Annotated in this window: 16 protein-coding genes and 1 tRNA gene; 12 read left to right on the top strand and 5 right to left on the bottom strand. The window is 60.0% G+C overall.

Going from position 1 to position 21,335, the window contains the following annotated elements; genetic code table 11:
• Window positions 1-356: 356 nt before the first annotated feature.
• The 6 genes from HF949_RS08635 (at window position 357) to HF949_RS08610 (ending at window position 5,924) form a co-directional block, all read left to right on the top strand.
• Window positions 357-980, top strand: a complete 624-nt coding sequence (locus tag HF949_RS08635) for a hypothetical protein (RefSeq protein WP_292899920.1) — start codon at window positions 357-359, stop codon at window positions 978-980.
• 75 nt (window positions 981-1,055) lie between these two features.
• Entirely contained in the window at window positions 1,056-1,658 is a 603-nt protein-coding gene (gene betI, locus HF949_RS08630; RefSeq protein ID WP_292899919.1) for a transcriptional regulator BetI, read from the top strand.
• Entirely contained in the window at window positions 1,651-3,303 is a 1,653-nt protein-coding gene (gene betA, locus HF949_RS08625) for a choline dehydrogenase (RefSeq protein WP_292899917.1), read from the top strand. The genes betI and betA overlap by 8 nt, the downstream gene beginning before the upstream one ends.
• A gap of 78 nt (window positions 3,304-3,381) precedes the next feature.
• Complete coding sequence (gene betB, locus HF949_RS08620; RefSeq protein WP_292899915.1) at window positions 3,382-4,845, top strand: betaine-aldehyde dehydrogenase; 1,464 nt, start codon at window positions 3,382-3,384, stop codon at window positions 4,843-4,845.
• 57 nt (window positions 4,846-4,902) lie between these two features.
• A tRNA-Pro gene (locus HF949_RS08615) sits at window positions 4,903-4,979 on the top strand.
• A 399-nt stretch (window positions 4,980-5,378) separates the two neighbouring features.
• Window positions 5,379-5,924: a hypothetical protein gene (locus tag HF949_RS08610; RefSeq protein WP_292899913.1), complete on the top strand. Its 546-nt coding sequence runs from the start codon at window positions 5,379-5,381 to the stop codon at window positions 5,922-5,924.
• A gap of 26 nt (window positions 5,925-5,950) precedes the next feature.
• Here HF949_RS08610 and HF949_RS08605 read toward each other — a convergent pair whose 3' ends face one another.
• Complete coding sequence (locus tag HF949_RS08605) at window positions 5,951-6,709, bottom strand: GGDEF domain-containing protein (protein ID WP_292899911.1); 759 nt, start codon at window positions 6,707-6,709, stop codon at window positions 5,951-5,953.
• Window positions 6,710-7,030: 321 nt separating this feature from the next.
• On the opposite strand from HF949_RS08605, the gene HF949_RS08600 reads away from it, so the two are divergent.
• The 6 genes from HF949_RS08600 (at window position 7,031) to HF949_RS08575 (ending at window position 16,118) form a co-directional block, all read left to right on the top strand.
• Window positions 7,031-8,119 (top strand): diguanylate cyclase, encoded by a 1,089-nt coding sequence (locus HF949_RS08600; protein ID WP_292899910.1) that lies wholly within the window; start codon window positions 7,031-7,033, stop codon window positions 8,117-8,119.
• 358 nt (window positions 8,120-8,477) lie between these two features.
• On the top strand, window positions 8,478-9,386 hold the full coding sequence (locus HF949_RS17640) for an endonuclease III domain-containing protein (RefSeq protein ID WP_441338394.1): 909 nt from the start codon (window positions 8,478-8,480) through the stop codon (window positions 9,384-9,386).
• Window positions 9,383-10,291 carry an ImuA family protein gene (locus HF949_RS08590; protein ID WP_292899906.1) on the top strand — a complete coding sequence of 303 codons (909 nt, stop codon included), beginning with the start codon at window positions 9,383-9,385 and terminating at the stop codon, window positions 10,289-10,291. The genes HF949_RS17640 and HF949_RS08590 overlap by 4 nt, the downstream gene beginning before the upstream one ends.
• Window positions 10,188-11,768: a Y-family DNA polymerase gene (locus HF949_RS08585; protein ID WP_292899904.1), complete on the top strand. Its 1,581-nt coding sequence runs from the start codon at window positions 10,188-10,190 to the stop codon at window positions 11,766-11,768. The genes HF949_RS08590 and HF949_RS08585 overlap by 104 nt, the downstream gene beginning before the upstream one ends.
• Window positions 11,765-15,106 carry an error-prone DNA polymerase gene (locus tag HF949_RS08580; protein WP_292899902.1) on the top strand — a complete coding sequence of 1,114 codons (3,342 nt, stop codon included), beginning with the start codon at window positions 11,765-11,767 and terminating at the stop codon, window positions 15,104-15,106. Before HF949_RS08585 ends, HF949_RS08580 begins: the two co-directional genes overlap by 4 nt.
• A gap of 82 nt (window positions 15,107-15,188) precedes the next feature.
• The gene (locus HF949_RS08575; protein WP_292899900.1) at window positions 15,189-16,118 is read left to right on the top strand and encodes a carbohydrate kinase family protein; all 930 of its coding nucleotides are present in this window, start codon (window positions 15,189-15,191) and stop codon (window positions 16,116-16,118) included.
• Here the strand turns inward: HF949_RS08575 and cysQ are convergent, their stop codons facing one another.
• The 4 genes from cysQ to HF949_RS08555 form a co-directional block, all read right to left on the bottom strand.
• Window positions 16,119-16,922 (bottom strand): 3'(2'),5'-bisphosphate nucleotidase CysQ, encoded by an 804-nt coding sequence (gene cysQ, locus HF949_RS08570; RefSeq protein ID WP_292899898.1) that lies wholly within the window; start codon window positions 16,920-16,922, stop codon window positions 16,119-16,121. It abuts the gene before it with no gap.
• Window positions 16,923-16,951: 29 nt separating this feature from the next.
• Window positions 16,952-18,871, bottom strand: a complete 1,920-nt coding sequence (gene cysN / locus HF949_RS08565) for a sulfate adenylyltransferase subunit CysN (RefSeq protein ID WP_292899896.1) — start codon at window positions 18,869-18,871, stop codon at window positions 16,952-16,954.
• Window positions 18,872-18,873: 2 nt separating this feature from the next.
• A complete protein-coding gene (gene cysD / locus HF949_RS08560) occupies window positions 18,874-19,779 on the bottom strand; it encodes a sulfate adenylyltransferase subunit CysD (protein ID WP_292899894.1) in 906 nt (301 codons plus the stop codon).
• 226 nt (window positions 19,780-20,005) lie between these two features.
• The gene (locus tag HF949_RS08555; RefSeq protein ID WP_292899893.1) at window positions 20,006-21,124 is read right to left on the bottom strand and encodes a DegT/DnrJ/EryC1/StrS family aminotransferase; all 1,119 of its coding nucleotides are present in this window, start codon (window positions 21,122-21,124) and stop codon (window positions 20,006-20,008) included.
• Window positions 21,125-21,335: the final 211 nt, after the last annotated feature.

Genomic DNA, 21,335 nt, shown 5'->3' with positions numbered 1-21,335 from the left:
ACCAGAACTTCACGAACAAGATGCGTTTGCGTCCCTTCACCCGACTGACCATCGAATTGTTCAAAGGCGTTCGACAACCACATGCGGTTGGCTGCTCTATGCACTGAGTTTTACATCTTCTGCAAAATCCATAGGTTGCAGTGTGTTACTCCCGCCATTGAAGCAGAACTTGTGGATACAGTGGAAGACTTTGACTGGGCGTTGGAATTGTTAAATTCTCAGGTGCCTAAGCTGAACCCGAGTAGCAGTTGCAAAAAGCTGAGCCCAAAAATGACTGACCCCGGGAGCATGCTTTTCAGCAGAGGCCGACCCGGGGTATACGCTAGTGGATATAGCACGTTTTTTATGAAGGGCAAGTGAACGACTTGAGAACGGCGGCAATAAATCAATCTCTTCAACGCACCATTTCCCGCGCGCGTCTAGGCAAATATCTTGTTGCGACTGATGAAAATCTCGACGCCGCTATCGGCCTTTACGAACGAAACACGCGTCTTTCAGAAGCACTTTACACCACATTGCAGGGGCTCGAAATATGCCTTCGCAATTCGATCGACTATGAAATGTCTGCTGTTTACGGTTGCGATTGGCTCACAAATGGAAAGCCTCCACTCCAGCAAGATGCCCACATGGCGATTCAGGATGCAATTGCAAAATTGGGTAACCCCAAGCAGGGTGACATTGTTGCCGAACTGAAGTTTTCGTTCTGGGTTGGCTTACTTGCCCAACGCTACGATGCCAGTCTTTGGCGAAATGCCCTGCACAAGGGCTTTAAGGCCAAGACGGGTAAGAAGCGAAAGGATGTCCACGGTCGTATGAATGCGCTTCGCCGGTTCCGCAACCGAGTTGCCCACCATGAACCAATTTTTGGGAGCGCCCTACAAATGCACGCGGAGGCGCTAGAGGCGATTGAATGGATGTGTCTCGACACTCATGCCTGGGTATCGGCATGTAGCCGGTTCAACGAAGTCTACAATTCCTGAGTTTCAACCCAAAACACCACCGATAAATTGAGAAATTTTCTTGATTGACTAGTCAATCAATAATAAATGATACCCATGCCCAAGATCGGAATGGAACCCATACGCCGCCGCGCCCTCATCGATGCGGCCATCAGCGCCATTGGTGAGCGCGGTGCGCTCAACGTCACCATGTCAGACATTGCCGGCCGCGCCGGCGTCTCGACCGCCCTTGCCCATCATTATTTCGGCGGCAAGGATGATCTTCTGTTCGCCACGATGCGCCACATCCTGGCGCAGCTTGGCGAGGAAGTCCGCCCTGCCATCGCGCCCCTTTCCGGTCCAGAGCGGGTCCGCACGATCATCGCGGTGAACCTGTCGCCCGAACAGTTCCGGCCCGAGATCATCGCCGCATGGCTCGCCTTCTATGTGGAGGCCCGGCGCGATGCCGCACTCGGCCGCCTCTTCCGCATCTATGTGCGCCGCCTGCACAGCGACCTGATGAGCGGGCTTTCTCATCTTCCCCGCGCAAGCGCCATCCGCATCGCGCACGGCATCGCCGCCCTCATCGACGGTCTTTATCTGCGCCGCGCGCTTGGCGAGGGCGTCGAGGATTCGGCCACTGCCATCGTCCTTGTCGAAGACTATCTCGACATGGCGCTTGCCTCGCATCCGTTCCATGGGAGCCTGCCCCATGCATGAGGCCGATTTCGTCATCATCGGGTCCGGCTCCGCCGGTGCCGCGCTCGCCTACCGCCTTTCCGAAGACGGTAAAAACTCCGTTATCGTAATCGAATATGGTGGCAGCGATTTCGGCCCCTTCATCCAGATGCCCGCCGCCCTCTCCTTCCCCATGAACATGTCGCGCTATGACTGGGGCTTTGAGAGCGAGCCCGAACCGCACCTGGGCGGACGCGTGCTCGCCACGCCGCGCGGCAAGGTGGTCGGCGGTTCCTCCTCCATCAACGGCATGGTCTATGTGCGCGGCCATGCGCGCGACTTCGACCACTGGGCCAATGAGGGTGCGACTGGCTGGGCCTATGCGGACGTCCTTCCCTATTTCATGCGCATGGAGACGATGGCCGATGGCGAACCCGGCTGGCGCGGCACGGAAGGCCTGCTCCATGTCCGCAAGGGACCACGCGACAACCCGCTCTTTTCAGCCTTCATCGAAGCCGGCCGCCAGGCGGGCTTCGAGACCACGAAAGATTACAACGGATCAAAACAGGAAGGTTTTGGCGCGCTTCAGCAGACCATTCACAAGGGCCGGCGCTGGTCCACCGCCAATGCCTATCTGAAGCCAGCGCTCAAACGAAAGAATGTGAGTCTCGTCAAAGGCTTCGCCCGGCGCATTGTCATGGAGAATCAACGTGCCGTCGGGGTCGAGATCGAAGTTCATAAAAAGATTCATGTCGTTAAAGCACGACGTGAGGTCATCGTCGCAGCTTCCTCGATCAATTCGCCAAAACTCCTGATGCTGTCGGGCATCGGCCCGGCAGAGCATCTGCGAGACAATGGGATCGATGTGGTGGCGGATCGCCCCGGTGTCGGTTCCAATCTGCAGGACCATCTGGAACTCTATATCCAGCAGGAATCACTTCAGCCGATTACGCTCTACTCAAAGCTCAATCTCCTTTCCAAAGCGTTGATAGGCGCGCAATGGCTGTTCCTGAAATCGGGGCTTGGCACCTCAAACCAGTTCGAAGCCGGTGCCTTCGTGCGCTCTGCTGCCGGGGTCGACTATCCCGACATCCAGTTCCACTTCCTGCCTGTCGCCATCCGCTATGACGGCAAGGCAGCAGCGAAGTGTCATGGTTTCCAGGCCCATGTCGGGCCGATGCGGTCGAAGTCGCGCGGCACGGTCCGCCTTAGATCGGGCGATGCGTGGGAGAAACCGGAAATCCGGTTCAATTACATGTCCCATCCGGACGATTGGCGCGGTTTCCGTCACTGCATTCGCATCACCCGCGAGATCTTCTCGCAGAACGCCTTCACCCCCTATCGCGGCCGCGAGATCGCGCCGGGCGAGGCTGTTCAGAACGATGACGACCTTGACGCCTTTATCCGCGAACACGCCGAAAGCGCCTATCACCCCTGCGGCACCTGCCGCATGGGAGCGGCGAACGACGCCATGAGCGTGGTGGATGCCGAATGCCGGGTAATCGGGGTCGAAGGTCTACGGGTCGCAGATTCGTCGATTTTCCCTCGTATCACCAATGGCAATCTGAACGGCCCGTCGATCATGGTCGGCGAAAAGGCTGCCGACCATATCCTTGGTCTCACCCCACTCAGCCCGTCCAATCAGGAGCCCTGGATCAACCCGCGCTGGCGGGAGGCGGACCGATAGAAAACCCACGCGGAAAATTGAATGGATCGGGACCGCGTTTTCATGAAACGATGCCCCGTTCCGGAAGCTGGAGAATTCATGCGCGCGCAGCCCAAAGCATCGCACTACATCAATGGCCGACATGTCGAGGACGAACAGGGCGAGGTGATAGAGGTCGTCTATCCCGCCACCGGCGAGATCATCGCCCGCGTCCATTCGGCTACGCCTAACATTGTCGAGCTCGCCATCGAGGCGGCGCGCGCTGCCCAGCCCGCATGGGCGAAGCTGAAGCCGGTCGAGCGCGGCCGCATCCTGCGCCGGGCGGCAGATCTTCTGCTTGAGCACAATGAGGAGCTTGCCAGGCTCGAAACGCTGAACACTGGTAAGGCATTGCAGGAAACGCTTGTCGCCGACGCGCCCTCCGCTGCCGAGGCGCTCGAATTCTTCGGCGGGGCGGTCGCCACCTTCAATGGCGAGCAGGTCGAGCTTGGCGGGTCTTTCGGTTATACGCGCCGCGAGCCGCTCGGGGTCTGTATCGGTATCGGCGCTTGGAATTATCCGATCCAGATCGCCGGCTGGAAATCCGGTCCTGCGCTGGCCATGGGCAATGCGATGGTGTTCAAGCCGTCCGAGGTGACCCCGCTTTCAGCCCTAAGACTGGCAGAAATCTTCACCGAGGCCGGCCTGCCCGACGGCCTCTTCAATGTGGTTCAGGGGCTGGGCGATGTCGGCGCCGCGCTTGTTTCCCATCCAGAAGTCGCCAAGGTCTCGCTCACTGGTTCCGTCGAGACCGGCAAAAAGGTTCAGGCGCTTGCCGGCGGCGAGATGAAACCGGCGACGATGGAGCTCGGCGGCAAGTCGCCGCTGATCGTATTCGATGATGCCGATCTGGAAAACGCCATTGGCGGCGCCATGCTCGGCAATTTCTATTCGACGGGCCAGATCTGCTCCAACGGAACCCGCGTCTTCGTCCAGAAAGACATCCATGAACGCTTCCTGTCACGCCTCACCGAGCGTACCAGCGCCATTCGTCTGGGCGATCCACTCGATCCCGAAACCCATCTTGGCCCGCTCGTCAGCAAGGCGCAGTATGACAAGGTACGGCGCTATATCGAGATCGGCCGCGAGGACGGCGCGACCCTGCATCACGGCGGCGGCACGCCACGGCTTCAGGGCCTCGAAGACGGTTTTTATGTCGAGCCGACCATCTTCACGAACGTCACCGATCGGATGCGCATTGCCCGTGAGGAGATTTTCGGTCCGGTCATGAGCGTTTTGACCTTCGACGACGAGGATGAGGTGGTCGAGCGCGCCAATGACACACCTTTCGGACTGGCAGCCGGCGTCTTCACGAAGGATCTCGCCCGCGCCCACCGTGTGATCGGGGCGCTGAAGGCTGGAACCTGCTGGATCAACACCTACAATCTGACACCAGTCGAACTTCCCTTCGGCGGCGTGAAGCAGTCCGGCTTCGGGCGCGAGAATGCCATGGCGGCACTCACCCATTATTCACAGGTCAAATCCGTCTATGTGGAAATGGGAAACGTTGAAAGCCCATATTGATGACGGTTTGATCTTGCGCAGTCGAGAGACGGCGGCTATAAGCCCGCCGTCTGGTCACGGAGTGTAGCGCAGCCTGGTAGCGCACCTCGTTCGGGACGAGGGGGTCGCAGGTTCAAATCCTGCCACTCCGACCAGTTTTCCCGCAAAAGCGAAATTTCGTTGCGCTGCCCTCATGGGATGCTGAAGATACATGTCAGCATTCCTCGTTTGCGCCATTGTCGTCAGGCCGTGCAGCGCTAGTTCTTCCGCTATGGATAGATATGAGATCACCGCGCGGACTATGTTTGCAGCATTGGAACGCGGAAACTGGAAGGCGCAACCTCCGTCTGTACGAGCGGAATGGCTGGCCAAGGCGCGTGCGCTGCTTGCCAGTGTCGAAGCTGGCAACTGGCCTTCGCGAGACGGCAGTGGCCGGTAACGCCAGGCTGGTAGATGCGGTGCGCCTTATCAGCCCGTTCCATTTCTTAACACGACGTTAAGAGCGTGCGTTTAGGCTCGCCATTCAACCTGACACGACATTATCCGAGGGGATCATGCGCACTCTTCTGACTTCAATGTCCGTCGTCGTCCCGCTGTTCTGCTCAGCTGTGCCTACTGCGCTTGCCGAGGGCACACTTCTTACTGTCAGCGGTGCCATCGGCAAAACCAACCGGGAAGCGTTCGATCCTTTTTTCGATGGCTTTCTCAAGTTTCACGACAAGACCTTCGAAAAGGCCTACTCATTCGACTGGGAGGCCCTTGCAGCTCTTCCGCAAAAATCCGTCACGGTGAATGCAGATACCGAAGACTGGCCACGCCCACTGACGATGGAAGGCCCGCTTTTGAAGGATGTACTCACCACAGCCGGTGCGGCTGGTGATACGGCCACGCTCTATGCACTTGATGGCTTCGGTCTGGAGATGAGCGCGGAAAAAATGGCGTCGCGTGAATGGGTTCTTGCCATGAAGGTCGGGGGAGAGCCGCTCGGGATCGGCGGGCTCGGGCCCCTTTGGCTTGTTTATGACACGAGCGGCCGAAAGGCACCCGAAGAGGAAGAGCGCAGCTGGGTCTGGTCGGTCTTTCACATCGAGATAGAGTAGATCCTTCAGTACGGATCGGGAGCAGGCTACGCGACGATCTCGTGCGGTGCATGATGCATGACACGGTCACGGCCATTCTGTTTCGCCTTGTAGAGCATCGCATCGGCCTCCTTGATAACCTCGTCCAGAGACTGCAAGGGGCCATGAACTGCAATACCGATGCTGACGGTCGTGGAGATTCCCTCGACGCTGGTGCCGCAACCGACAAGGCGGCAGGTAATCGCAATGCGCTCGCAAATCGCGCGAGCAAGCGGCAGATCGGCGCCCGGCATGAAAACCGCGAACTCCTCCCCGCCAATGCGGGCGCAGACATCGTTTGCGCGGACGCTCTGCCGGATGGCTTCGGCAATCAGGACAAGAACGCGGTCGCCCTCTGCGTGGCCGAAACGGTCGTTGATGCGCTTGAAATGATCCACATCGATAATCAGGACGGCGCCCGCCGATGAGGCTGTCGAGCTGATCGTTTCACCGGCAATCCGCATGAAATCCCGCCGGTTGCGCAAACCTGTCAGAAAATCCGTGGTAGCTGCCATGTCCAGCTCCGCAGCCAGTTTGGCAACCATCGCCGTCTTGCGCAGAAAGATGTAGGAGATGGGATAGGCGATCACGATCGTGATGAACGCGGTCAGCATCAGATCAAGTAAAAGGCGGTCTGAAAAGAAGATGGAGTAGAAGACGAAGGTAAGCGCTTCGGCAGCCACAACGGAAAAGAGCGTGACAAAGCAGGCCTGCTGCCAGATCCGCAGTTTGTAAAATCTGTCAAACGCCGACTGAAACCAGCTCATCCCACCGCCCCATTTGCCGCATAGGATTAGCTCGATCTCGTAAAGATGATGTTACCTTACGGAAGGTGCCATCTACCGGCGATGCATTCTTCTCAAAACGGAACCGAATGCCGGGATTTTATTGTAATTTCTCCACCTTATCAGTCATACTGCGAAGCAGATGAAGTAACAGGGGTTATGCTTCCTGAAGAAGCATGGGGTTTCTGTCGGAATTCGAGAAGAATCCGCCTTTGACCCTCCGCCTGGAAATAATTGTTTTCAAGGCCCTGGACTGGCTTGTCGCGTCCCAGCAATGATAAGGCATCTGCGGAGATTGACCTTATGGATATGCTTTCTCTGGCGTCCGAATTCCTGCAAGGCCTGGGTGTTGCTGTTATCGCAGCGCTTCTTTATGAACGCGCCGCCCGGCTACCCCTGACATCATTGCAGCGCCATCTTCTTGTATCTGTTTTGTTTTCGCTGGGCGCAACAGGCCCTGTCTTCTTCTCCGCCGCGTCCTCGTCCGGCCTCTCCTTTGACATTGGCAATGTCTTTGTCGTTCTTGCAATGACCTATGGTGGCTGGATCACGTTAACCGCCACCGCTCTGGTGGCGATCCTCGGTCGTCTGTGGCTTGGCGGAACCGCGGTGGCAAGCGGTGTGCTGGCGGTGTTGATCTGCAGCGTTATCAGTGTCGCCTTTGCCCAGATGGTGAAGGGACGCCGTGTATCGATGCCGGCGCTGGTCGGCATCGGGCTTCTTACATCGGTCACATTGATCCCGGTTTTCCTCTTGCCCAGGGAAATCGCCATGAAGGCCTTGGGAGAAGTCGCGCCTGTTGCTATTGTCGCCAATGTAATCGCCGCGGTGGTCATTGGCCGCATTCTCGAATTGCAGCGCTCGCATGTCGGCCCGCAGCGCTTGAAGGAGGCACCATTGGGAACCACGGATACCACGACCGGACTATTGAACAGACGGGTTTTCGACAAGCTGGGGCCGGAACTTGCAGCCGCCATGAACTGGGCGGGTCAGCCCTACTCCATGGCCCTGATCGATATCGACGCGTTTGACCAGGTGGTCGAAGCCCATGGTCATGCGGCCGGCGAGCAGACATTGCGCCATGTGGCCTCAGTCGTTCAGTCCGCCGTTCGGCAGACTGACATGGTGGCGAGCTTCGGCGGCCAGGCCATTGCGCTTGTTCTGCCGGCCTACGATGCTGAACGCGCCCTCGGGCTCGCTGAGCGCATCCAGAAAGCGGTTGCCGAGACGCCATTTCATCTGGACGGCATCGAGATTGAGCTGACCGTCAGTGTGGGGCTGCACACGCCACTTCCTCGCAAGGAAAGTTTCTGGATTGCACTGGGGCAGGCCGACACGGCGCTCAACCGTGCCAAATCCACCGGACGTAACCGGCTGGAAGTGGCCGTCTGAAACTGAAGATCTTTCCGCGCACGGGAGATGCCTTCTGCCTCTAATCTGGGCAGAGTGCCTGCCTGCGCGCCATCATATCCTCAAAACACTTTGCACACAGCCAGACACAGCTCGGCCAACCCTATGAAAATCCGTCAAAAAACGGAGCGAAGCGAGTTTGGCACGCTTGATGCTTCTCTTCCTGTGAGTCCGGAGGGGACTCTCCAGGAAAACGCCATAAGAGCGCTGGAGTAAGCCGTCAGACAGATCGTGCCTGCCGTGGGGCCGAGCGTCTGGCGGCTTTTTATTTCTCCACACAGCCCCATTCCGGGGACATAGAACGATTGATTTGTTCTCTTTTTGTTCTTATTGTGCGGGGATGCAATACACTCTGCCTCTTGTGCCTTTCGATCGGCTCGAAAGCCTCCATCAGCGCTTGCTGGCTGTCTTCGGACCGCCCGCCGCTTTCGTGCGTCTCGATCCGGTCAGTCAAATGCTTCTGGCGATGCTTAGCGCCAGAACACGCAATGAGGCAGCATTGGCGGTGTTTGTCAGGCTTGTCGAACATTTCGAAGTGGCAAGGTTCAAAGGCTCCTGGGCCCGGTTGGCCGAAGCTTCTTTTCACGAACTGGATCCCCTGCTCGAAGGCATTACCCATGCGGATCGCAAAGCCGTTGCCCTGCCCCGTGCCCTGCAGGAGATCGCCAGCCTGAGCGGGGGTCTCAGTCTCGATTTCCTGCATGGCTGGCCGGTCGATGATGCCTTGTCCTGGCTGGAGCGTATTTATGGTGTCGGTCCCAAAACCAGCACGGCCACCCTCAATATGAGCACATTGCGAAAGCGCGTCCTTGTCGTCGACACGGCCCACTGGCGCGCCGCCAACTGTCTTGGACTTATCCCCGAACAGGCGTCGCCGGAACGGTCGATTCGTCTTCTCAACCGACAGGTTCCTGACCGGTGGGGAGCGGGAGAGACCGAACAGCACCACATTCTGATGCAGGAGCTCGGACGAAACTTTTGCGCCAGAAAAAACAGGACGGCCTGCCCCTTCGCCAGGCTTTGCGCTCATGGCGTCCGCAACCCGGCGCACCAGCCTGAGCGTCTGCTGGAAGATTTTCTTCACATACCGCCACCCCTCCCTGACAAGAGAGAAAAGGTGAATCCAATCAACCTGCTGGAGGCGGGTGCTGAAAACTTGAATCCGGAAAAATCGACGATGCGGCCAATGGCGCAGAACTCCGTGGGGCCTGCCACGCCTTTCGGGCTACGCCAGGAGGCTGCGCCATGAAACAGGCCGTTGAAGTGAAGCCGGTTCAGGAAACTTTTCCCCCTGGCGCTGGCCCGGTTCAGCATACCAGCGGAGAAAGAGCAGCCACGACACCACCCGAAAAAATGGGCAGCGTTCTTGAGGCCCTGCGCAGCCGCATTGCCCCTCAGGAAAGGTTTGCTTCAGCGCCCCGTCCCTCTCTTTCGCTCGGACCGGAAGCGCTTGATGGCGCCCTGCCCGGTCACGGTCTCAAGACCGGCGCGCTGCACGAGGTCCTGCCGGCCGGTCATGGCGATTTCACTGCCGGAATCGGCTTCGGCGTCTGTCTTCTGGCACGCCTTCTCCGTCAGCGGCCGGGACCCGTCTTATTGGTGGTTCCTGCGCATCTTTCCAGCAACGCCGGCGCGCTTTATCCACCCGGGCTTGCAGCCCTCGGGTTTGACCCGAACCGGCTGATCCAGGTGGAGGCACGCAAGCCGATCGATGTGCTTTGGGCGCTTGAGGAAGGGCTTTCCCATGCCCCTCTTGCCGCCGTCGCCGGCCTCTTGCCGGACCAGGCCCGCGCCTATGACTTTGCCGCCAGCCGCCGTCTTGGCCTGCGAGCGGCACGTCATGGCGTCACGGCCCTCCTCATGCGCGGTCGCCAGACCTGCGCCGAAAACACGGCCGCTGAAACCCGCTGGTCTGTCAGCACTCTGCCCAGCCATAAGTTCTACCCCGGTCAGGCAGGGCCTGGAGCGCCGCACTGGCGGCTTCAGCTTCTCAAATGCAGGCAAGGCCTCTCCCGCCGTTTATCGCAACACTGGGATGTGGAGTGGGATCATGAAACGCTTTCTTTCCGTCTTCCTGCCCCGCTGGCCGATCCAGCGCCGGACCATGCGTTCTGGCAGCGCGACACCTCCCGGACCTGGGCGGCAGCCTCGTGACGATGAGCCGCTGGTCCTCGTCACCACCACGGACAGCGGACAACGTATCACCGCTCTCAACCGGGCAGCCGGAGCGCTCGGCTTTTTGCCGGGGATGGCGCTGGCGGATGCGCGCGCCATTCACCCTGCCCTCAGGGTCGCTCATGCCGATCTTCAGGGTGACGAGCGCGCGCTCATCCGCCTGGCGCTCTGGTGCCAGTGTTTTTCACCCTTCACGCGGCCTGATTTCCCCGACGGGGTAAGCCTCGACATCACCGGCTGCGCCCATCTCTTCGGCGGTGAGGCCGCATTGGTGGACACGCTGGCAAAAAAACTCGACGGCTTCGGCCTCACCGCACGGCTAGCTCTGGCGCCCACCATTGGCGGCGCATGGGCGCTGGCCCGCCACGCGCCGGTCGAAAAGCTCATCGTATCGCGCGACACGCTCCACAAGCATATGATGCCCCTGCCCGTGTGTGCCCTGCGGCTGGAACAGAACACTGTCGAGGCCATGGAGAAGCTGGGTCTCAAACATGTGGGAGACCTGATCGGCAGGCCGCGGGCGCCGCTCGCCGCCCGCTTTGGGCCATTTGCCCTGCGTCGGCTGGACGAAGCGCTTGGTCATGAAGAAGAAAGCTTTCGCCCGCTCAATCCGCCCCTTCTTCATGCCGCGCACTGCCGTTTTGCCGAGCCCATTGTCACGGAGGAGGCAATCGAAATCGCCATTCAGCGCCTTGCATGCGACCTGTGTGTGAAGCTGGAAAAGGCTGGAAAAGGCGCGCGTCGGGTGGAGCTGCGCCTGTTTCGTGTCGATGGCTGGTTCGAGGCCCTGCCGCTTGCCACCAGCACAGCCACGCGCGATGCCGGACACCTCGCCCAACTGCTTGGCGAGCGTCTCGAGCGCATCACCGATCGCGCTGGTTTCGGCTTCGAGGCAGCGAGCCTCACTGCCCTGACCGTTGAAACCCTCACCATGCGACAGGAGGATCTGGGCGAGGATCTGCGCGCCATCCGCGTTGGCGACCTTGCTCCCCTTCTGGACCGGCTCGTCAACCGTTTCGGCGCGCAGAATGTCACCCGGGCTGCACCCCATGAAAGCTTTTTGCCTGAACGCGCGAGCCATTCCATCCCGGTTCTCAATGGAGCCGGGGAGCATGACTGGCAGGCTCACCTTCAGCATATTCAGGATGGGGCCTCTTTTGCCCGGCCACTCTTTCTCTTTTCTGTACCCGAGCTCGTCACCACGCTTGCCGGAGTGCCCGACGGGCCGCCCACCCGGTTTGAGTGGCGGCGTGTGATGCATCGCGTCATCCGCGCCGAGGGACCGGAACGCATCGCACCCGAATGGTGGCGCGCGCCATTCGGTGCCAGCCGCAAGACACGCGACTATTTTCGTATCGAGGATGATACAGGCCGGCGCTTCTGGCTTTTCCGCGACGGGCTCTACGAGCGCGATGAGGAAGCCCCCCGCTGGTTCCTTCACGGGGTCTTCGCATGAACGGGAAAACCACCGAGCCGGTCATCACCTTTGAAGAGCCCAGGGGGGCAGATAGCGACATCTCTGCCACCGCATCCATACCCCAATCGCGCTCTGCTCCGCCTCCCCCTGCCTTCGCCGAACTTGGCGTCACCAGCAATTACAGTTTTCTACACGGCGCCTCCCATCCGCGCGAACTGGTGGCCGAGGCCGCCCGGCTTGGCCATGCCGCCGTCGGTATCGCCGACCGCAACACGCTGGCCGGCGCCGTGCGCGCCCATGTCGAAGCAAAAGCCCAGAATATCCGCCTCGTGGTCGGTGTGCGTCTGGTGCTTATGGATGGTTTTGAAACATTGTGTTTCCCAACTGACAGGAAGGCCTATGGCCGCCTCACCCGGCTCTTGACCGATGGCAACCGCCGCGCGCCGAAGGGCGAGTGTCACCTGCATATGGACGATCTTGCAGCGCTCGACCATGGCCAGCGCCTCATTGCCATGCCGCCCTATGACTTCGGCTCCGATTTCGAGGAAAATTTGCACCGCCTTGCCACCCTCTTTCCCGGCGATGTCTTTCTGGCGCTCACGCCCTGTCGGCGGGCCAATGACGGCGCCCGCCAGCAACGTCTTGCCACACTCTCAGGTGCGTGCGGCACGCCGCTCGTCGCCACCAATGACGTGCTTTATCACACGCCGGCGCGCCGTCCCTTGCAGGATCTTCTCACCTGCATTCGCAGCCATTGCACCATCGACGATGCGGGTTTTCGCCTTGAGCGCAATGCCGAGCGGCATCTCAAGCCTCCGGAAGAGATGGCGCGCCTCCTGCGCGGCCATGAGGAGGCCATTGCCCGCTCCGTGACGCTCATGGATGATTGCCGTTTTTCGCTCGACGCGTTGTCCTTCGACTACCCGAAGGAATCGAACGGTGAAAGCGCCACCCCACAGGAAGAGCTGCAACGTCTGACCTGGCTCGGTGCAAAAGAACGTTTCCCGGAAGGTATCCCCTCAAAAGTCAGAGCTCTTATCGATCATGAGTTGAAGCTGATCGGCCAGCTTGAATATGCCGCCTACTTTCTTACCGTGCACGATATCGTGCGCTTCGCCCGCTCGCAAAACCCGCCCATCCTGTGCCAGGGACGCGGTTCGGCGGCCAATTCGGTTGTCTGCTATTGCCTTGACGTCACTTCGGTCAACCCAACCGAGATCGATCTTCTGTTCGAGCGCTTCATTTCCGCCGAGCGCGGCGAGCCGCCGGACATCGACGTCGATTTCGAGCATGAGCGGCGTGAAGAGGTGATGCAGTATATCTACGACAAATACGGTCGCCACCGGGCCGGGCTTGCCGCCACCGTCATCTCCTACCGCACGCGCAGCGCCGTGCGCGAGGCGGGCAAGGCCATGGGGCTTTCGCCCGATGTGGTGGCCGCCATGACCGGGCTTGTCTGGGGCCATTCGGAAAAAACGCCCGCCGCCGATCAAGTGCGCGAAGCCGGCCTCGATCCCACCGACCCGCGGCTGCGCCAGACTTTGCTGCTTGTCAGGCAATTGATCGGCTTTCCCCGCCATCTCTCCCAGCATGTGGGCGGCTTTGTGCTCACACACTCGCCCTTGAGCGAGATCGTGCCCGTTGCCAATGCCGCCATGAAAAACCGTACCGTGGTGGAATGGGACAAGGACGATCTGGATGCGCTCAACATGCTCAAGGTGGATGTACTGTCACTTGGCATGCTGACCTGCCTGCGCAAGAGTTTCGACCTTTTGCACGAGCACTACGGAATAACCCACACGCTTGCCACCGTGCCCCGCAACGATGGTCCCACCTACGCCATGATCCAGCGGGCCGACACGGTCGGCGTCTTCCAGATCGAAAGCCGGGCCCAGATGTCGATGCTGCCGCGTCTGAAACCGAAAAACTTCTACGATCTCGTGATCGAAATCGCCATTGTCCGCCCCGGCCCCATCCAGGGAGATATGGTCCATCCCTATCTGCGTCGGCGCAATGGCGAGGAAGATGTAGACTACCCTTCCGAAGAATTGCGTGCCGTGCTCCAGAAGACACTCGGCGTCCCGCTCTTTCAGGAGCAGGCCATGAAGATCGCCATCGTGGCCGCGGGTTTCTCGCCGGAAAAGGCCGACCGTCTGCGCCGGGCCATGGCAAGCTTCCGCCGTACAGGCACGATCGACCAGTTTCGCGATGATTTCATCAAAGGCATGTTGGCCAACAATTACACGCCCGATTTCGCCGAGCGCTGTTTCAACCAGATGAAAGGTTTTAGCGATTACGGCTTTCCCGAAAGCCACTCGGCCAGTTTCGCGCTGCTCGCCTACGCCTCCTCCTGGCTAAAATGCCATTACCCGGACGTTTTTGCGTGTGCGCTTTTGAATTCACAGCCCATGGGTTTCTATTCTGCCTCCTCCATCGTGCGTGATTTTCGCGATCATGGCGGCGAGACGCGACCTGTCGATATCAACCACAGCGACTGGGACCACTCGCTGGAGCCGGCAGCAAAGCCCGGTGCGATCAGCCATGCATTGCGGCTCGGCTTGCGCCAGGTGGATGGCATGCGCGAGGCAGTGGGCCTGAAGATCATGGCCGCTCGTGAAGCAGGCCCTTTCGCCAATGTGCGCGATCTTTATTTCCGGTCCGACATCGACATGTTTTCGCTGCGCCGGCTGGCCGAGGCCGATGCCTTCCGCTCGCTGGGCCTTGACCGGCGCGCCGCCCTTTGGGAAGTGCGTGGTCTGAGCGGCCATCAGGGCGTGCGCGCGGCAGCGGAGGAACTGCCACTCTTTTCCAGCGCCAAAAACGCAGCCGCAACGCCCCTTCAGGAAGAGGAAAGCGTCGCGCTGCCGGACCTTCTTCCCGGCGAACAGGTGGTGGAGGATTACGGCACGCTCGGTCTTTCGCTCAAGGCGCATCCCGTCTCCTTCCTGCGTCGAAAGCTCGAAAAACGCCGCGTCCTGAGAACCTGCGCCCTTGCCGAAACCCCGGCCGGCCGCTTTGTGCGCGTGTCGGGCCTTGTTCTGGTACGCCAGCGTCCCGGTACCGCCAGCGGCGTGATCTTCATGACGCTGGAGGACGAAACCGGCATCGCCAACATCATCGTCTGGCCGCGTGTCTTCCAGCGTTTTCGTCGTATCGTCTTCGGTGCACGCATGGTGACGGTAGAGGGCATTCTGCAGAAGGAAAGCAATGTCATCCACGTGGTCGCACGGCGTCTCATCGACACGACGCCGGACCTGATGGCCGCAATGTCCGATCAGGGCGTTAAGACACAGGAGGAAAAGCCTGGCACCACGCAGAACCTCTGGCGGCATCCGCGTGATGTGCGCGTGCTGCCCAAGGGCCGGAATTTCCATTGAAAGGAGAGGCCTTTCCGCGTAACCAGACGGCTCCTTGTTGTCAGGGGGAGCCCCCTGAAAAGGAAACACACGGGAGGCTTTCATGATCCTTTGCTGCGGCGAGGCGCTGATCGACATGTTGCCGCGCCAGACAGGCCAGGGCGAGGCAGCTTTCGCGCCCTATACGGGAGGCGCGGTTTTCAACAGCGCCATTGCCATTGCGCGCCTTGGCGTGGCGTGCGGATTTTTCACCGGGCTTTCAGACGACCTTTTTGGGCGGATGCTGAAGGAGAAGCTCGCGGAAAGCCATGTGGATCTTTCCCTCGCGCAGATATCAAGCCGCCCCACCACGCTCGCCTTCGTCACCCTCGCGGACGGGCAAGCCGAGTATAATTTCTATGACGAAGGCACTGCCGGTCGCATGATCGAGCCATCAGATCTGCCCAATATCGCAAACGACGTCTCGGCGATGCTCTTCGGCGGCATCAGTTTGGTTTCAGAACCCTGCGGTTCGGCCTATGAGACGCTCATGGCGCGCGAAGCCGAAAGCCGTGTTGTCATGCTCGATCCCAATATTCGCCCCGCATTCATCGCCGATGCGAACAGCCACCGCGCGCGCATCGCCCGCATGGTCGAAAAGGCCGATATCATCAAGATCTCGGCGGACGACCTCGAATGGTTTGCAGAAACCGGCAGCACAGACGAGATCATCGCGCGATGGCTCGAACGAGGCCCGAGCCTGATCATCCTGACCGATGGCGGCAAGGGCGCAACCGCCTACACCAAATCGCAAAAGCAGTTCGTACCGGCAACGCCCGTCGAGGTGGTCGATACGGTCGGCGCCGGCGACACTTTCAACGGCGCGCTCCTGGCTGCCCTCGAGTTGCAAGGTCTTCTGACAAAGGAGAAAATCGCCGCGCTTGATGACCCGCAGATTGCAAAAGCAATTGCCTTTGCATCGCGCGCCGCCGCCGTCACCGTCTCGCGCGCCGGGGCCAATCCGCCATGGAGAAACGAGCTTCCGCCGACCTGATCAGGCCGGCGCACCCTCGGCAATAAAGAAGGGGCTCGCGAAAGCGTCCAGCCCCTCTCCGCCCTTTGGGCCATAAGTAAGCGGGGCGCCGTCCAGCGTACGGGCGATGCCACCAGCCGCCCGCAAAATCGCATCACCCGCCGCTGTGTCCCACTGCATCGTGCGACCGAAGCGCGGATAGAGATCCGCATCGCCCCGGGCGAGCATGCAGAATTTCAGCGACGAGCCGATCGAGGTCGTTTCGGCGCCGGGATGGCGGTCGATGAAGGCTCGGGTTTCATCAGTGCAGTGCGACCGGCTGGCGACGATAACAGGCGGGTCCTGTCGCGGACGAGTCCTGATCGTGTGGCGTTCCGCCGGTCGCCCATCGACCACCGGGACTTCAAATGCAGCGCCTGGGCGTGCGGAATAAAGGAGATCACGCGCTGGCGCGAAGATTACCCCCGCGACCGGCTCTCCATCACGGATCAAACCGATATTGACCGTGAAGTCCGGGCGCTGTGCGATGAACTCCCGCGTGCCATCCAGCGGGTCCACCAGGATGAAGTCGCCATCTCCGCACGCCGGGATAACGCCTCCCGACGCCGCTTCTTCCGAGACACAGGGAGTTCCAAGCCCGGCACTCCTGAACCCGTCGAGGATCACTTTTTCAGCCGCGCGGTCGGCCGCCGTTACAGGAGTATCATCGGCTTTCTGATGGACTTCGCAGCCGGCATCATAATGCTGCATGATCGCGGCTCCTGCGGCGAGCGCCAATTGCTCGAACAGCGCCAGGAGCGCCGCATCATCCTTCAACATACCCATGAAACAGTCTGTCTTTCGCGTTCAAGAGATCAGCAGTAGCCGCGGTCCCGGAGCCAGGCTTCAATTTCATCGACCAGATCTTCCGGCGCGCGGGCCACCGTCTTGACGTGGATATCAGCCTTTTCCGGTGTCTCATAGGGGGAGTCGACACCGGTGAAATTCTTGATTTCACCCTTGAGCGCCTTGGCATAAAGACCTTTCGGGTCGCGTCGGGCGCAATCCTCGAACGGCGTGTCCACGAAGACTTCCACGAACTCGCCCTCGTTCATCAGCTCACGCGCCATGCGCCGTTCCGCCCTGAAAGGCGAGATGAACGAGACAAGCACGATCAGTCCGGCATCCGCCATCAGTTTCGCGGTTTCGGCCACACGGCGGATATTCTCCACCCGATCGGCATCCGTGAAGCCAAGGTCGCGGTTCAATCCGTGGCGGACATTGTCGCCGTCCAGCACATAGGTGTGTCGGCCGGATGCGTGCAGCTTCTTTTCAAGCAGACTGGCGATGGTCGACTTGCCCGAACCGGATAGCCCGGTGAACCAGAGCACGGCCGGTTTCTGATGCTTTAGCGCCGCGCGGGACTGACGTGTGACATCGAGCGCCTGCCAGTGAATGTTGGCGGCGCGGCGCAGCGGCCACTCGATCATTCCCGCGCCGACCGTCGCGTTGGTCAGCCGGTCGATCAGGATGAATGCACCCGTAACGCGATTGTCGCGGAAGGCATCGAAGGCTATGGGCGCCTGTGTCGAGAAATTGCATAGCCCGACCTCATTCAGGTTGAGGCATGTGGCCGCTTCTTCGGCAAAATTGTTGATGTTGCGGCGATGCTTGAGGTGGCTCACCGTGGCCGAAACTTCATCCGTCTCGGTGCGCAGGATGTAGGAACGCCCCGGAAGAAGCGGGTTTTCATCGAACCATACCAGCGTTGCAGCGAACTGATCGGCCACATGAGGACGCGCTTCCGGCGTCACCAGCATATTGCCGCGAGACAGCTCTACCTCATCCTCAAGCACAAGCGTCACGGCCTGCCCCTCGGACGCAACGTCTAGATCGCCGTCCTGGGTGACGATGCGGCGAATGCGTGTCTGTTTCCCCGACTTGGCAACGGTTACCGGATCGCCGACACCGATATGGCCGGAGGCAACAGTGCCTGCGAAACCGCGGAAATCCAGATTGGGCCGGGAGACATACTGCACGGGAAAGCGGAACGGACGGCCTTCTGCTTCGACCTCGATATCGACTGTTTCCAGATGCTCGAGCAGCGACGGTCCGTCATACCAGGGTGTCTGGTCCGAAGAACGGGTAACGTTGTCCCCATAACGTGCGGACATGGGGATAGGCTGGATCGAGTTGAAACCGAGCTCCTCGGCAAAGGCGCGATACTCGCCTGCAATCCGCTCGAACACGGCCTCGTCAAAACCAACGAGGTCGATCTTGTTCACCGCCACCACGATATGGCGGATACCCAGAAGCGAGGCGATGATCGAATGCCGCCGTGTCTGAGGCAGGATGCCCTGCCGCGCGTCCACCAGAACGATGGCGAGATCGGCTGTGGAGGCACCCGTCGCCATGTTGCGGGTATATTGCTCGTGGCCCGGCGTATCGGCCACGATGAATTTGCGCCGCGGCGTGGAGAAAAAGCGATAGGCCACATCGATGGTGATGCCCTGCTCGCGTTCCGCCTCCAGCCCGTCTACGAGAAGCGCGAAATCGATCTCGTCGCCAGCCGTGCCATGCTTGCGGGAATCGTTTTCAAGAGCTGCCAGCTGGTCTTCGAAGATCAGCTTGGTGTCGAACAGGAGGCGTCCGATCAGCGTCGACTTGCCATCGTCCACCGATCCACAGGTCAAAAAGCGCAAGAGCCCCTTGTTCTCCTGCCCTGCCACGTAGTCGCGAATATCGACCGGAGCCGTGTCTTCTTCACCCACGGGCGCTTTGTTGCCGGTCAACATGATCAGAAATACCCTTCACGCTTCTTCTTTTCCATCGAGCCCGCCTCATCGCGGTCGATCAGACGTCCCTGCCGTTCAGACGTACGGGCCGTCAGCATCTCGCCGACAATCTCTTCAAGGGTGGTCGCATTCGAAGGAATAGCACCCGTCAACGGGTAGCAGCCAAGTGTGCGGAAACGGACCATGCGCTCTTCCACCTTTTCGCCCGGCAGAAGGCGCATCCGGTCGTCATCGACCATGATCGTCATGCCGTCCCGGTCCACCACAGGCCGCCTGGCAGCGAAATATAGCGGAACGATGGGAATGTTCTCCTGGAGGATGTATTGCCAGATGTCCTGTTCGGTCCAGTTGGACAACGGGAAAACGCGGATCGATTCACCCGTCGCAACGCGGGTGTTGTAGATCTTCCACATCTCCGGCCGCTGGTTTTTGGGGTCCCAGGCATGTCCTGCGGAGCGAAATGAGAAAATGCGTTCCTTGGCGCGGCTCTTTTCCTCGTCGCGCCGCGCGCCGCCAAAGGCCGCGTCAAAGCCATATTTGTCGAGCGCCTGGCGCAGTGCCACCGTCTTCATCACATGGGTGTGGGTGTTGGAACCGTGATCGAACGGGTTGATGCCGTCGCGCACGCCTTCCTCATTGATATGGACGAGGAGGTCGAAGCCCTTTTCCTTGGCCATCCGATCCCGGAATGCGATCATTTCGCGGAATTTCCAGGTGGTGTCCACATGCAGGAAAGGAAATGGCGGCTTGGCGGGATAGAACGCCTTCATCGCCAGATGCATCAGCACCGAGGAATCCTTGCCGACGGAATAGAGCATCACGGGTTTGGAAAACGTCGCCGCCACTTCGCGGAAAATGTGGATCGCCTCGGCTTCCAGCCTGCCGAGATGAGTGAGGGCTGCCGGCATTTTCTCGCCTTCTTGTCTGTGTCGATGCGGCCGGGTCCTTGGCTGCGTCTGGATTGTGCCTTTAGGTATCACGCGGTATTTGGCCTATCAAGGAGCGCACTCTCCCACCGACCCCCGGTTTGCGAGGCGCATTTTGCGTTGTTCCCAATGCAAGGGAAAAGACATTTCAGAATTGGTGTAGGCCCGCCGCCAGAGCGCAGCCAAAGCCCTGAAAACCGTTTTCCGTCTACTCCGCGACAGCCTTGCGAATGGTCTCGATCACACGGTCCTGATCGCTCTCGGCCAGGTACGGGTGCATCGGCAGGCACAGGATGCGGTGCGGCAGGCTCTCCGAGATGGCAAGCCCGCCCGGCGCCTTCGCATACATGTCATAGGCTTTCTGCAGATGAAGCGGCTTCTCGTAATAGACGACAGAGGGTATACCCGCTTCGCCGAGGCGCCTGCGCACGAGATCGCGCTTCTCGGTCTCTATGGCATACTGCGCCCAGGCCGAGCGGTGCCCTTTCGGCGTTACCGCAACCTTCACCACATCGCCAAGACCTTCAGCATAGCGTGCGGCAACCTTCTGGCGCGCTTCCATCTCGTCTTCGAGGATCGCCAGCTTCTCGATCAGGATCGCGGCCTGGATCGTGTCGAGGCGCGAATTCAGGCCCACGCGCACATTATCGTACTGGCTCTCGCCCTTGCCGTGAAAGGCTATTGAGCGCAGCACGCCGGCAAGCTCATCATCGTCGGTGAACATCGCGCCACCATCACCATAGCAGCCGAGCGGCTTGGCCGGGTAGAAGCTGGTGGACGCCACGTGGCCGAACGCGCCGCAGCGCTTGTTGTTGAGTGTGCCACCGATGGATTGCGCAGCGTCCTCGATGATACGCAACCCCTCGCGCGCGGCGATGCCTTCGATCGCGCCATAATCGGCGGCCAGACCGAAAAGATCGACCGGGATCACCGCCTTCGGGGTCAACCGGCCTTCCGACTTGATGTATTCGATGGCTGCCGTGAGGCTACCGGGATCCATATTGTAGGTATCGGCGTCGATCTCCACGAACACCGGCTCGGCACCGGCCAGCGCCACCACTTCCGCCGTTGCGGCAAAGGTGAAGCTTGGGCAGAAAACGGCGTCGCCTGGTCCGATTCCGTAGGCCATCAATGGCATCAACAGCGCATCCGTGCCGTTGGCGCACGCGATTGCGTGCTTCGTTCCGACATAGGCTGCAAGCTGCTCCTCGAAAGCGGCAACCTGCGGTCCTAAAATATAGCGTCCTTCTGCCACGACCGTGTCGATTGCAGCTGCGAGCCTGTCCTTGATGCGCTCACGCTGAGCGCCGAGATCGATAAATTGCATTTGTTGCCCAATCAGTTGCGGGATGATTCCGCATCAGCCCCGCTCGTTGAATAGGGATGCAGCAGGCGTAGCGCAACCAAGGGTGCCCTTCAAACTGACACCTCAGCTGTTACAAGAGGTGAACAAGGCAGTCTGCAACCGTTTCAGCCCCTTGTGTATTTGAAGGGCGTGCGCATTTGCCGCCGCGAATCCGGTGATGTGCTCTTTCTCG

It is taken from the genome of Nitratireductor sp. (genome assembly GCF_017794765.1).
GTDB lineage: Bacteria > Pseudomonadota > Alphaproteobacteria > Rhizobiales > Rhizobiaceae > Nitratireductor.
Note: the sequence above shows the minus strand (reverse complement) of the source record. Positions and strands in the feature narration are given on the sequence as shown.

Excerpts from the sequence above, each read along its gene's own strand:
- betI (WP_292899919.1), top strand. The coding sequence starts at position 1,056 with ATGCCCAAGATCGGAATGGAACCCATACGCCGCCGCGCCCTCATCGAT.
- betA (WP_292899917.1), top strand. The coding sequence starts at position 1,651 with ATGCATGAGGCCGATTTCGTCATCATCGGGTCCGGCTCCGCCGGTGCC.
- betB (WP_292899915.1), top strand. The coding sequence starts at position 3,382 with ATGCGCGCGCAGCCCAAAGCATCGCACTACATCAATGGCCGACATGTC.
- HF949_RS08610 (WP_292899913.1), top strand. The coding sequence starts at position 5,379 with ATGCGCACTCTTCTGACTTCAATGTCCGTCGTCGTCCCGCTGTTCTGC.
- HF949_RS08605 (WP_292899911.1), bottom strand. The coding sequence starts at position 6,709 with ATGAGCTGGTTTCAGTCGGCGTTTGACAGATTTTACAAACTGCGGATC.
- HF949_RS08600 (WP_292899910.1), top strand. The coding sequence starts at position 7,031 with ATGGATATGCTTTCTCTGGCGTCCGAATTCCTGCAAGGCCTGGGTGTT.
- HF949_RS17640 (WP_441338394.1), top strand. The coding sequence starts at position 8,478 with ATGCAATACACTCTGCCTCTTGTGCCTTTCGATCGGCTCGAAAGCCTC.
- HF949_RS08590 (WP_292899906.1), top strand. The coding sequence starts at position 9,383 with ATGAAACAGGCCGTTGAAGTGAAGCCGGTTCAGGAAACTTTTCCCCCT.
- HF949_RS08585 (WP_292899904.1), top strand. The coding sequence starts at position 10,188 with ATGAAACGCTTTCTTTCCGTCTTCCTGCCCCGCTGGCCGATCCAGCGC.
- HF949_RS08580 (WP_292899902.1), top strand. The coding sequence starts at position 11,765 with ATGAACGGGAAAACCACCGAGCCGGTCATCACCTTTGAAGAGCCCAGG.
- HF949_RS08575 (WP_292899900.1), top strand. The coding sequence starts at position 15,189 with ATGATCCTTTGCTGCGGCGAGGCGCTGATCGACATGTTGCCGCGCCAG.
- cysQ (WP_292899898.1), bottom strand. The coding sequence starts at position 16,922 with ATGGGTATGTTGAAGGATGATGCGGCGCTCCTGGCGCTGTTCGAGCAA.
- cysN (WP_292899896.1), bottom strand. The coding sequence starts at position 18,871 with ATGTTGACCGGCAACAAAGCGCCCGTGGGTGAAGAAGACACGGCTCCG.
- cysD (WP_292899894.1), bottom strand. The coding sequence starts at position 19,779 with ATGCCGGCAGCCCTCACTCATCTCGGCAGGCTGGAAGCCGAGGCGATC.
- HF949_RS08555 (WP_292899893.1), bottom strand. The coding sequence starts at position 21,124 with ATGCAATTTATCGATCTCGGCGCTCAGCGTGAGCGCATCAAGGACAGG.